Origin of the sequence: Bacteroides sp. AM32-11AC (assembly GCF_003603515.1) — a bacterium.
In the GTDB taxonomy this organism is placed as follows: domain Bacteria; phylum Bacteroidota; class Bacteroidia; order Bacteroidales; family Bacteroidaceae; genus Bacteroides; species Bacteroides uniformis.
The window spans coordinates 413307-425045 of record NZ_QTNH01000002.1; the positions used below are offsets into that span (position 1 = coordinate 413307).

Genomic DNA, 11739 nt, shown 5'->3' on the forward strand with positions numbered 1-11739 from the left:
AAGATAGGGTAAAAAAATGAAGAATGAAGAATGAAGAATGAAGATTTATTCTTTATGTACCGGGATATATCCGCTCTCTTTGATGATTTTCTGTCCTGCGGCAGACAAGATGAAATCGAGCAGAGTGGCTACGACCGAGGCGTTTTTTCGGTTATAATAATAGTATAGCGGGCGTACTATCGGATAAGTCTTATTGATGGCATTCTCCAGCGTGGGAGCGGCATAATGCTGCCCGTCGTATGAAACGGCGAGTGTCTTGATACGCGGTGATACATAGGCTAGACCCACATATCCGATGGCTCCGCGAGTTTGGCTGACGGATTGGATAATGGCTCCCGTGGCAGGCATGGAGAGACTGCTGCTCATGTAGTTCTTGTTTTTCAGTACGCTTTCCTTGAAGAACTCGTAGGTACCGGAGGAAGTCTCGCGGGAGTAGACTACGATTTTGCGGTCGTCTCCGCCCACTTGCTGCCAGTTGGTGACTTTGCCCCGGAAGATATCTTCCAGTTGTTGGCGGGTCAGTTGTTTCACTGGGTTGGAGGGGTGGACCACTACGGCAAGGGCATCGTAGGCGATGGGAACTTCTGCCAAGTCTTCTCCGGCGGCTTTGGCCTTCATCTTTTCGCTGAACTTGATGGCGCGGGAAGCCATGGCGATGTCCGTGGTCTGGTCCAGCAGGGCTGAAATACCGACACCGGTTCCGCCGCCGGTCACGGTGACACGGGCAGAGGGGTTTAGGGTCATAAAGCGTTCGGCGGTCTGCTGCGCTATGGGGAGCACGGTGTCGCTGCCTTTGATGCGTTGCGCCTGCATGCCAGTGGTGGCAGCTGCCAGGGCGAGGAGTAGGAGTAATTTTCTTGTCTTCATAAAACACATGGTGCAAATAGGGTAAACACATGATGCAAATTAAGGTAATGGATATTACAAATGTGTTACATGGAATGTGCTTTGAGTCGTTGTAATAGTTTTGTAACACCTTTGAAACATTTCTTTCAAACGTTAGTCACACTGCCTTAACATCCGGCTCGTTCCTTTGCATACAGAAATCAATAGGCAACATGAAAAAGATTTTTGAGAAGATTGTAGAAGGTATACTGGCTTGTAGCGGCTTTGTGACGAGTCTTACCATCGTACTTATCGTCGTGTTCCTCTTTTCCGAAGCGCTGGGCTTGTTCAGCAGCAAGGTGATAGAAGAAGGGTATGTATTGGCCTTGAATAAGGAGAACCGGGTGGGCGAACTGACTCCGGCACAGATAAAGAATGTCTTTGATGAAGAGCTGACAAACTGGAACGAAGTGGGAGGGGAGGACCTTCCTATCCTCCTTTTCCGTTTGGAGGACATCACACTGTATTATACGGAAGAGCAGTTGGGCGCTTCCTACGAAAATGCAGGTGCCTGCATTACGGAGCTGGTGGAGCGTACGCCTGGCATTATAGCCTTTGTACCGCAGCAGTTCATTGTCCGTCCGGATTCGGTGCATCTGCTGAAAGACAACACCATTTCGGTGAAGGACGTCTTTGCCGGTGCCGAATGGTTTCCCACGGCAATACCTGCTGCGCAGTTCGGCTTTTTGCCGCTCATTACGGGGACGCTGTGGGTCAGTCTGTTTGCCATCCTCTTTGCATTGCCGTTTGGTCTGTCGGTGGCAATCTATATGTCGGAGGTAGCCAATTCCCGGGTAAGGAATCTGCTGAAGCCCATCATTGAGTTGCTGAGTGGCATACCGTCGGTGGTCTACGGCTTTTTCGGCTTAATTGTCATTGTGCCGTTTTTGCAGCAGGTGTTCAACTTGCCGGTAGGCGAGAGCGGGCTGGCGGGCAGTATTGTGCTTGCCATTATGGCGTTGCCCACCATCATAACGGTGACAGAAGACGCGATGAGGAATTGTCCCCGCGCCATGCGCGAAGCCAGCTTGGCACTGGGAGCATCGCAATGGCAAACTATATATAAGGTGGTGATTCCTTACTCCATTTCGGGCATCACCTCCGGGGTGGTGTTAGGCATCGGCCGTGCGGTGGGCGAGACGATGGCTGTGCTGATGGTGACAGGCAACGCCGCCGTCATTCCCCATACCATCTTGGAACCGCTGCGCACCATTCCGGCAACGATTGCCGCCGAACTGGGCGAGGCGCCTGCCGGCGGACCTCACTACGAAGCATTGTTCCTGTTGGGTGTTGTGCTGTTCTTCATCAGTTTATTGATAAACTTCACGGTGGAAGCGGTTTCGCCAAGACGAAAATAAAAGAAGATAGATATGGTTAATAGGAAGCATCTTTCGCAAAACATGGCATTCGGCTTGTTCCGTCTGTTGAGCCTGAGTGTGGTGGGGATTCTTTTTGCAATCCTCGGTTTCATTATATATAAAGGTATAGGAGTCATCGATTGGGAGTTCCTCACTACAGCTCCTACCAACGGTATGACTGCCGGCGGAATCCTTCCTGCCATTGTAGGTACGTTCTGTTTGATGGCGGGTAGTGCCTTGTTTGCTTTTCCGGTGGGAGTGATGAGCGGCATTTATATGAATGAGTATGTGCCGAAAGGCTGGGTAGTACGCTTCATACGGATGATGACGAATAATCTGAGCGGCATCCCTTCCATCGTGTTCGGTCTGTTCGGCATGGCACTGTTCGTCAACTATATGGATTTTGGAGACAGCATCCTGGCAGGTTCGTTGACACTGGGCTTGCTGAGTCTGCCTTTGGTTATCCGCACCACGGAAGAAGCACTGAAAGCCATCCCCGACAGCATGCGCGAAGGAAGCCGCGCGTTGGGAGCCACCAAGCTCCAGACCATCTGGCATGTCATCCTGCCGATGGGAATGCCCAATATCATCACCGGACTGATTCTGGCGCTGGGGCGCGTTTCGGGCGAGACGGCACCCATCCTTTTCACCTGTGCCGCCTACTTCCTGCCGCAACTGCCGACCGGTATCTTCGACCAGTGCATGGCGCTTCCTTATCACCTCTATGTCATCTCTACCAGCGGTACGGATATGGAAGCGCAGCTTCCCATCGCTTATGGCACAGCATTGGTGCTGATACTGATTATCCTCCTGGTGAATCTGTTGGCAAACGCCCTGCGGAAATACTTTGAGAAGAAGATTAAGACGAATTGAAAACATATACAATAGGTATGAAGAACAAGATAGAAACCCGTGACGTGAACTTCTGGTATGGCGATTTCCATGCCCTGAAAGGCATCAGCATGGACATTGAGGAGAAGTCTGTGATAGCCTTCATCGGCCCCTCGGGCTGTGGAAAGTCTACCTTCCTGCGCCTGCTGAACCGCATGAACGATTTGATTCCCGACACCCGTCTGACCGGCGAGATACGCATTGACGGACAAGACATCTATGGAAAAGGAGTGCAAGTGGACGAACTCCGCAAGAACGTAGGCATGGTGTTCCAGCGGCCCAATCCTTTCCCCAAAAGCATCTTCGAGAACGTTGCCTACGGACTTCGTGTGAATGGCATCACCGATAACGCCTTCATCCGTCAGCGGGTGGAAGAAACCTTGAAAGGCGCCGCCCTTTGGGACGAGGTGAAGGACAAGCTGAAAGTCTCCGCCTACGCCCTCTCCGGCGGTCAGCAGCAACGCCTCTGCATAGCCCGTGCCATGGCGGTGTCTCCTTCGGTCCTGCTGATGGACGAGCCGGCATCCGCCCTCGACCCCATCTCCACCGCCAAGGTGGAAGAGCTTATCCACGAGTTGAAGAAGCAGTACACTATCGTCATCGTCACCCACAACATGCAGCAGGCAGCGCGTGTCAGTGATAATACGGCTTTCTTCTATATGGGGCGGATGGTGGAGTTTGGAGATACCCGGAAGATATTTACGAATCCCGATAAGGTGGAGACGCAGAACTACATCACGGGACGTTTCGGGTAGCGGATTGTTCCATACAAGCAAAAATAAGTTGTACAAAAGTAATTTTAAAATAGAAACATTATGGTGAAGTTTATCGAATCTGAACTCGTCTTGCTGAAAAAGGAAATAGACGAAATGTGGACCCTGGTATATAATCAGCTCGACCGTGCAGGTGATGCCGTGCTTACGCTGGACCGGGAACTGGCCCAGCAGGTATTGGTGCGCGAACGTCGCGTCAATGCTTTCGAACTGAAAATAGACAGCGACGTGGAGGATATCATTGCCCTTTACAACCCCGTTGCCATCGACCTGCGCTTTGTGCTTGCCATGCTCAAAATCAATACGAATCTGGAGCGTCTGGGCGACTTTGCAGAAGGCATCGCCCGCTTTGCCCTCAACTGCCATGAACCGGCATTGGATACTGAGCTGGTCAAGCAACTTCGTCTCGAAGAGATGATAGCCCAGGTGCTCTCCATGCTCGAGCTTGCCAAGCAGGCACTTCAGGAGGAGAGCCAGGAACTGGCTACCGCCGTGTTTGCCAAGGACAATATGCTGGACGAAATCAATGCGGAGGCCACTGCCATTCTTGCCGACTACATCAGCCGGCATCCGGAGAGTGCACTCTCTTGTCTGAATCTGGTGAGCGTGTTCCGCAAATTGGAGCGTTCCGGCGACCACATCACGAATATTGCCGAAGAAATAGTGTTCTTTATCGACGCAAAAGTGTTAAAACATAGTGGGCGGACAGACGAACACTACTTAAATGATAAGAAATAAACAAAATTTTAGGATAATTTCAGTGTTTCATGGAAAATAGCCTTATATTTGTCCATTGAAAACGATTGCAGGTGTAGAAAAATGCTTTGAAATGATAATAAACTTAAATGATTTTTCAAAAAGATGTTATAAGACATGTTTTTTAATTTGGTTAGTATCACGAAAAGCGCCTATATTTGCATCGTTATCCTGAAAACAATCTTTTTACCTTAAAAAAAAACTAATACCTATTGAAAACTGAAAAAGGAGGCTTTGTGAAAAGCTTCCTTTTTTTGTACCTATACGAAGGGCTTTTTGTATCTTTGCGCATATTAATAATAAATCGCGTATAACCTAAAAGTATATAGAACCATGTTTTCCGGAATAGTAGAAGAATGTGCCACATTGGTGGCGATGGTCAAAGACCAGGAGAATGTACATTTTACTTTCAAGTGTTCATTCGTCAGTGAATTAAAAATAGACCAGAGTGTGTCTCACAATGGTGTTTGCCTGACGGTAGTCAGTCTGACAGATGATACCTATACCGTGACGGCCATGAAGGAAACGCTGGACCGTTCCAATCTTGGCTTGTTGCAGGTGGGAGATGAAGTGAATGTGGAGCGTAGTATGATGATGAACGGCCGGCTGGATGGCCATATCGTTCAAGGACATGTGGACCAGACTGCCACTTGCATCGATATAAAGGATGCGGAAGGAAGCTATTACTTTACTTTCCGGTATGCTTTTGACAAGGAGATGGCAAAGCGCGGCTACATCACGGTAGACAAAGGCTCGGTAACGGTCAATGGTGTCAGCCTGACCGTGTGCAATCCCACCGACGATACTTTCCAGGTGGCCATTATTCCTTACACCTTTGAGCATACCAATTTCCATGCTTTCAAAGTGGGCAGTGTGGTGAATCTGGAGTTCGATATCATTGGTAAGTACATCAGCCGCATGATACAATATAAATAAGGTAACGGCACTATGGACGATTTCCTGCAATTAGTGGCATCCCGTCAGAGTGACCGTGCCTATGATATGACTCGTGCCGTGGAGCCTGAGAAATATCGGTGATTTACTTTTTAGACACAGATGACGCAGATGACGCGGATTTTTTTAATATTCCAATCCGCGTCATCCGCGTCTAAAAAATAATCAAAAAGAAAGCAGATACGGAGTTTCCGGAAAGACTTCCGCGTGCTTACAAATCCTTCAGCAGCACCTTGCTTGCATTCTTGTAGTATTCCTCCCGTGCCTTCAGCAATGCTCCCCATTGGTTGTTGAATTCATTTTCTTTATCAATTTTGAAATCTTCTGAGCCGTGCGTGTCCAGTTTGTCCAGTAGGAGGGCCACATTCATTTTGTTGATATCCATGGAAGGCTGGTAAGCGATGTCTTCACTCTTTTCATCGGTCACCACTTCATGTAGGAGGTTGATTTCCTGCAATTCATAAAGGGTTTCGTGTGTCAGCCGGATGGGAATCTGGCACTCTTCGGATATCTCTTCGGCTGTATAGGGCTGGGCGTCTTGTTCAAAGCGCTTGGCTATGAGAGACATTATCAGGATGGAGATAAAATCGCGGTAGCGCCGGCTGATATTGCGCGCATCCTTGTCGAAGCTGAAGTTCCGGATATTCTGTCCGGCGTAGGTCAGTTCGGCACCGAATAGGCAGATGGTCCAGGATACCTGCAACCATAGCAGAAACATCGGAAGGGCGGCAAAACTACCATAGATGGCATTGTAACGGGAAACCCACAACTGGCTGCTGATGTAAAGGAATTGGAATGCCTGGTGTGCCGTACCTGCCAGAATACCGGATATGAGTGCGTGTTTCAGCTTGACCTTTGTATTCGGCATAAAGACGTACAGTGCTGTAAACATGAACCAGGTCAGCACGAAGGGGATGAGGCGCACCATAAACTTGCCGACGGGAGCCAGCAGGGTAAAGTCTTCGAGGTTCTTCACCATCGTACTCATGAAGATGGAAAGACCACCGGACACCACCAGCAGAATGGGCATCAGCAGAAGCATAGAGAAGTAATCCGTTATTTTGCGGTACATGCTGCGCGCCTTTTTCACCTGCCAGATGCGGTTGAAGGTGATTTCCATATTGTTGATTAGATTCAGGACTGTCCACAGCAACATAATCAGACCCACTCCGATGAATATTCCACTCTTGGTTTGAGACAAATACGAATTCACGAATTGCAGGATGACTTCCGTGGTTTCCGTAGGACCGCCGAAACCGTTGACAATCTGGCTTTCCATCAGATTATCGAATCCGAAACCGCGGGCTATGGCAAACAAAATGGCAAGAATAGGCACGATGGCAAGCAGCGTACTGTAAGTCAGCGCCGAGGCTTTGTTTACTATCCGGTCTTTGGTGAAGCGGTTGATGCAAAGATAAATCGTCTTGATGATATTGTATACGGAAAAGGTCGTTCGCGTGACTTCATCTTCCGTAATACGCCAGATGTCGTAGGTGAGGAATTTCCAAAGGGCAGCAATACGCTTGTTCATGCTATTATCTCGATTATCCATTGTCAATAAAAAAGCAGTCAGTCTGTAAGCCGGGTTCTGTTCTTCTGTTTCTGAAAAAGCCTAATTAGGAATTATCCATTCTTCATTATCCATTCTCCATTAAAGAAGTGTCTGTCATTTATCTGAGCCGCATGTCACCATACAAGCTTTAGCGGTCTACCCTCCGACATGGAGCGAGCAACTCTCATAACGTCGGTTTACATGACCTTACAACTCCCAAGACGCACAGCCCTTGTGTCGCCACAAGACTGGTAGGCTCTTACCCCACCTTCTCACCCTTACCGTAGCCCAAGGGCGACGGCGGTTATTTTCTTCTACGTTACTCTACCCTCACGGACAGCTTTCTGTTAGGAAGTGGGACGCTCTGTGTTGCCCGGACTTTCCTCATACGCACGAGGCGCAAGCGACAGACCGACCAACTGCTTTATAGGGTACAAAGATACGGAATATTAATGAAGAATGAAGAATGAAGGATGAAGAATTTGTTGTGCAGTGTGCGGATGCAGTACGGATGAATCCTTCATTCTTCATTCTTTACCCTTAATTATCTTAAAAACATGTATCTATTTCGGAATAAATTCGTAGCTTTGCTATTAGTAATAACCCCCAAATCCTTTTGGCCAATGAAAAAGTTATCCTCTCTTTTTTCTTTATTTCTGTTAATCCCGCTTTTTGCTGTCGCTTCGGAAGTGGGTGACCGTACAATACCTGCAGAAGTGGCGCAACTCGCTGACAGTTTGAAACAAAAGTTTGCACCGGACAAGCGCGTGGCTTTGTTCGATGTGGATTACTCTTTCTCCGGAAAGAATGTGATGTTGCGTGGTGTCACCACTTCGGCAGAGGCAAAGACGGCTTTGCTGGATGGTTTGGCAAAGAAAGGATATGCGGTGATGGATTGTCTGCAAGTGCTTCCGGATGAGGCCGGACTTGAAGGCAAGACGTATGGCATTGTCAATGTGTCTGTGTGCAATCTTCGGGTAGCCCCGGATTTCTCTTCAGAAATGATGACGCAAGGCTTGATGGGTATGCCGGTGCGGGTGTTGCAGCGCGACGGCTGGTACCGTATCCAGACACCGGACAACTACATTGCATGGGTACACCGAGTAGGCATACATCCCGTCACGCGGGAAGAGCTGACCGCTTGGAACAATGCAGAGAAAATAGTGGTGACTTCGCATTATGGCTTTGTCTACTCACAGCCCAGCCAGGCATCGCAGACCGTCTCTGATGTTGCTGCCGGAAACCGCCTGAAGTGGGAGGGGACAAAAGGTGCCTTTTATAAGGTGGCTTATCCCGACGGCCGCCAGGGATATATCTCCAAATCCATCTCTATGCCTGAGAAGAAATGGCGGGCAGCCTTGAAGCAGGACGCAGCCAGCATTATAGCTACGGCGCATAGCATGATGGGCATCCCTTATCTTTGGGCTGGCACTTCCTCCAAAGGGGTGGATTGTAGCGGCTTCATGCGCACCGTTCTTTTCATGCACGACATCATCATTCCGCGGGATGCTTCCCAGCAGGCATACGTGGGCGAGCATATCGATATTGCTCCTGATTTCAGTAACCTCCAGCCGGGCGATTTGATTTTCTTCGGGCGCAAGGCGACGCCGGAACGCAAGGAACGTGTGGTACATGTCGGCATGTATATCGGCAACAAGCGTTTCATCCATTCGCAAGGCGATGTGCGCGTCAATAGCTTCAGCCCCGACGACGAGCTGTTCGATGAATACAACCTCGGTAGACTGTTGTTCGCTACGCGCGTGTTACCTTATATAAATAAGGAGGCGTCGCTCAATACAACGAAAACGAATCCATTTTATTCAATGTAATAATATGCTAATGTGCCAATATATTCAATGTGCTAATGTGCCAATATGCCAATGACCTCGGCGTGACGGTGCAAACATGACGTAGCATATATATAGCGCAGCCCATTGGCACATTAGTACATTAGCATATTGGCACATTTAATACACACACAATTATGTCAAACAGAAGAGATTTCCTGAAAACCGCCGCTTTTGCCGCACTCGGCTCAGGCATGGCAATCAATCATGTATTTGCCGGAGGAAATGACGCTCCTTCCTTGTTCAACGTGAACAGTAGGGCAGGTGTAACCCCCAAAATGAAACTGCGTTTCTTCCCCTATGAACTGAAATTGCGCCATGTCTTTACAGTGGCCACCTACTCGCGTACTACCACTCCCGACGTTCAAGTCGAGATAGAATATGATGGCATTATCGGTTATGGTGAAGCCTCCATGCCCCCGTACCTGCAACACGAATTAGGCACGATGGACAGTGTACTGGCTTTTCTGAAGAAGGTGCAGGATGTTATCGGCCAATTCTCAGACCCCTTTCAGCTGGAAGATATACTGGCTTATATAGACAGCCTCTCGGCAGGGGATTCCGCTGCTAAAACTGCTGTGGACATCGCCTTGCACGACCTTGTGGGCAAACTGTTGCAAGCCCCTTGGTATAAGATATGGGGGTTGGACAAGGAAAAGACTCCCTCTACAACTTTCACCATCGGCATTGATACGGCCGACGTGGTGCGTGAAAAGACGAAAGAGTGTGCCGACCGGTTCAATATCCTTAAAGTGAAGCTGGGGCGGGAGAACGACAAAGAAATGATAGAGACCATCCGTTCGGTGACAGACCTTCCGATTGCCATTGATGCCAACCAGGGCTGGAAAGACAAACATCATGCGCTCGATATGATACATTGGCTGCACGAAAAAGGAATTGTCATGATAGAGCAACCGATGCCCAAGGAACAATTGGACGATATCGCATGGGTCGCCCAGCAAAGCCCGTTACCCATATTTGCCGATGAGTCCATTCAGCGTCTGAAGGATGTGGCAGGCTTGAAGGGCGCCTTTACGGGCATCAACATCAAGCTGATGAAGTGTACCGGCATGCGCGAAGCCTGGAAGATGGTGACTTTGGCACGTGTATTGGACATGAAAGTGATGGTAGGATGTATGACCGAGACCTCTTGTGCCATTACCGCTGCCTCCCAATTCTCTCCGGCAGTGGACTTTGCCGACTTGGACGGTAGTCTGCTGATTGCGAACGACCGTTTCAAGGGTATGGAGGTTGTGAAAGGTAAGATAACGTTGCCCGATTTGCCGGGTATTGGAGTGGTGAAGTTATGAGAAAGCTATTGTATACCGTCGCTCTGTTTGTGATGGCTTCTGCATGCAGCACGAAGCCCGAGAGCAAGCCCTATAATTGGGAGGACGACCTGCACCAACGTCTGCTTACGGATTTCTGTATGACGGAATCCCAGGTGAAGGACTATATCCGCAAGTATATTCCCGACGTGACCGATGAGCAGATGCGCCAGTGGGAAGCCTCCAAAGCTTTGGAGTGCATGATGCTGGATGGAGAGAAACGCTATTTCCGCAATGCCGGACCTAATCTGTTTCGTGTGGACTCCACTTGCTATGACATCAAGATAGCCAAGGAAGGCACTTCGCCGAGTGGCAGCGAGAAAGTGAATATGGAGAACCTGCCCGAAATCATTTCTGCTGTGAAGAAAGAGGGCAAGGCCATTGTTGCGCCGAAGCGCATGCGCGTCACCTACACGTTGACCGTAGATACCAATGCCGTGCCTGCCGGGAAAATCATCCGTTGCTGGTTACCCTATCCCCGTCAGGACCAGGCCCGGCAGCAGGATGTCAAGTTCATTTCGGCCAGCGAACCGCAATACACCTTTTCGTCGCCCGAGTGCCGTCACAGTACATTGTACATGGAGAAACGTGCTGTCGAAGGCGAACCGACCGTATTCTCCGAAACCTTTGAGTTTACCGCCAACGGCGAATGGCATAATCTGAAGCCGGAAGACGTGCAGCCCTATGATACGACGACCGCCCTTTATAAGGAATATACTGCCGAGCGTGAGAAGCATATCGTCTTTTCCCCGCGCTTGCGCGAACTTGCTGCCAAATTGACAGCCGGTGAAACCAACCCCTACCTGAAAGCCAAACGTATCTTCCGTTGGGTGAATGACAACTTCCCGTGGGCTTCTGCACGCGAATATTCCACCATTGAGAATATCCCGGAATATGTGTTGGACAACCGTCACGGAGACTGTGGCCAAGTCAGCCTGCTGTTCATTACGCTTTGCCGCATCAGTGGAATTCCCGCACATTTCCAGAGCGGCTTCATGATGCATCCCCGTGCATGGAATCTGCACGATTGGGCAGAAGTCTACTTCGAGGGTGTGGGTTGGGTGCCTGTCGACCAGTCATTCGGCATTCCTGCCTTTGCCCGCAATGCCGACGAAGAATATTTCTTCCTGGGTGGTATAGACTCTTGGCGCATGATTGTGAACACTGATTACGGCATGCCGCTACAGCCCGAAAAGCAGTATCCCCGCAGCGAGACCGTCGACTTCCAGCGTGGCGAGGTGGAGTGGGAGGGAGGTAACCTCTACTTCCCGCAGTGGGACTACCACATGGACATTGATTACTTGAATTATTAAGGTGCTATCTGCCCTCTAAAAACAGATGATGCGTTCAGCCCGAACACATCATCTGTTTGGTATAAACGCATCATCTGTTTAC

The 11739-nt window shown here is 49.4% G+C and carries 10 protein-coding genes, 1 other RNA gene and 1 pseudogene; 9 read left to right on the top strand and 3 right to left on the bottom strand.

What is annotated here, in order from left to right; all coding sequences use genetic code 11:
* Positions 1-45 precede the first annotated feature (45 nt).
* Positions 46-867: a PstS family phosphate ABC transporter substrate-binding protein gene (locus DW800_RS03760; protein ID WP_119957822.1), complete on the bottom strand. Its 822-nt coding sequence runs from the start codon at positions 865-867 to the stop codon at positions 46-48.
* 191 nt (positions 868-1058) lie between these two features.
* Here DW800_RS03760 and pstC point away from each other — a divergent pair, with 191 nt between their 5' ends.
* The 6 genes and pseudogenes from pstC to DW800_RS03790 form a co-directional block, all read left to right on the top strand.
* Entirely contained in the window at positions 1059-2243 is a 1185-nt protein-coding gene (gene pstC / locus DW800_RS03765; protein WP_119957823.1) for a phosphate ABC transporter permease subunit PstC, read from the top strand.
* A 12-nt stretch (positions 2244-2255) separates the two neighbouring features.
* Complete coding sequence (pstA, locus tag DW800_RS03770; protein ID WP_057089507.1) at positions 2256-3116, top strand: phosphate ABC transporter permease PstA; 861 nt, start codon at positions 2256-2258, stop codon at positions 3114-3116.
* Between the two features lie 17 nt (positions 3117-3133).
* Positions 3134-3889 carry a phosphate ABC transporter ATP-binding protein PstB gene (gene pstB, locus DW800_RS03775; protein WP_055288615.1) on the top strand — a complete coding sequence of 252 codons (756 nt, stop codon included), beginning with the start codon at positions 3134-3136 and terminating at the stop codon, positions 3887-3889.
* Between the two features lie 60 nt (positions 3890-3949).
* Positions 3950-4645, top strand: coding sequence for a phosphate signaling complex protein PhoU (phoU, locus tag DW800_RS03780; protein WP_035448804.1), 696 nt, complete (start codon positions 3950-3952; stop codon positions 4643-4645).
* 351 nt (positions 4646-4996) lie between these two features.
* Positions 4997-5599, top strand: coding sequence for a riboflavin synthase (locus tag DW800_RS03785; protein WP_005832292.1), 603 nt, complete (start codon positions 4997-4999; stop codon positions 5597-5599).
* 12 nt (positions 5600-5611) lie between these two features.
* Positions 5612-5692, top strand: a pseudogene (locus DW800_RS03790) (NAD(P)H nitroreductase); the annotation flags it as partial.
* A gap of 136 nt (positions 5693-5828) precedes the next feature.
* Here the strand turns inward: DW800_RS03790 and DW800_RS03795 are convergent.
* Positions 5829-7148, bottom strand: coding sequence for a YihY/virulence factor BrkB family protein (locus tag DW800_RS03795; protein WP_005832288.1), 1320 nt, complete (start codon positions 7146-7148; stop codon positions 5829-5831).
* A gap of 30 nt (positions 7149-7178) precedes the next feature.
* An RNA gene (gene rnpB, locus DW800_RS03800) (RNase P RNA component class A) lies at positions 7179-7592 on the bottom strand.
* 200 nt (positions 7593-7792) lie between these two features.
* Between rnpB and DW800_RS03805 the strand changes: the two genes are divergently transcribed.
* The 3 genes from DW800_RS03805 to DW800_RS03815 all read left to right on the top strand — a co-directional run bounded on the left by DW800_RS03805 (position 7793) and on the right by DW800_RS03815 (position 11657).
* The gene (locus tag DW800_RS03805) at positions 7793-8998 is read left to right on the top strand and encodes an NlpC/P60 family protein (RefSeq protein ID WP_044468207.1); all 1206 of its coding nucleotides are present in this window, start codon (positions 7793-7795) and stop codon (positions 8996-8998) included.
* 155 nt (positions 8999-9153) lie between these two features.
* Positions 9154-10326 (top strand): dipeptide epimerase, encoded by a 1173-nt coding sequence (locus DW800_RS03810; protein WP_119957824.1) that lies wholly within the window; start codon positions 9154-9156, stop codon positions 10324-10326.
* Positions 10323-11657: a transglutaminase-like domain-containing protein gene (locus tag DW800_RS03815; protein ID WP_119957825.1), complete on the top strand. Its 1335-nt coding sequence runs from the start codon at positions 10323-10325 to the stop codon at positions 11655-11657. The genes DW800_RS03810 and DW800_RS03815 overlap by 4 nt, the downstream gene beginning before the upstream one ends.
* Positions 11658-11739: the final 82 nt, after the last annotated feature.

Coding starts and splice junctions, on each gene's coding strand:
- DW800_RS03760 (WP_119957822.1), bottom strand. CDS start 867: ATGAAGACAAGAAAATTACTCCTACTCCTCGCCCTGGCAGCTGCCACC.
- pstC (WP_119957823.1), top strand. CDS start 1,059: ATGAAAAAGATTTTTGAGAAGATTGTAGAAGGTATACTGGCTTGTAGC.
- pstA (WP_057089507.1), top strand. CDS start 2,256: ATGGTTAATAGGAAGCATCTTTCGCAAAACATGGCATTCGGCTTGTTC.
- pstB (WP_055288615.1), top strand. CDS start 3,134: ATGAAGAACAAGATAGAAACCCGTGACGTGAACTTCTGGTATGGCGAT.
- phoU (WP_035448804.1), top strand. CDS start 3,950: ATGGTGAAGTTTATCGAATCTGAACTCGTCTTGCTGAAAAAGGAAATA.
- DW800_RS03785 (WP_005832292.1), top strand. CDS start 4,997: ATGTTTTCCGGAATAGTAGAAGAATGTGCCACATTGGTGGCGATGGTC.
- DW800_RS03795 (WP_005832288.1), bottom strand. CDS start 7,148: ATGAACAAGCGTATTGCTGCCCTTTGGAAATTCCTCACCTACGACATC.
- DW800_RS03805 (WP_044468207.1), top strand. CDS start 7,793: ATGAAAAAGTTATCCTCTCTTTTTTCTTTATTTCTGTTAATCCCGCTT.
- DW800_RS03810 (WP_119957824.1), top strand. CDS start 9,154: ATGTCAAACAGAAGAGATTTCCTGAAAACCGCCGCTTTTGCCGCACTC.
- DW800_RS03815 (WP_119957825.1), top strand. CDS start 10,323: ATGAGAAAGCTATTGTATACCGTCGCTCTGTTTGTGATGGCTTCTGCA.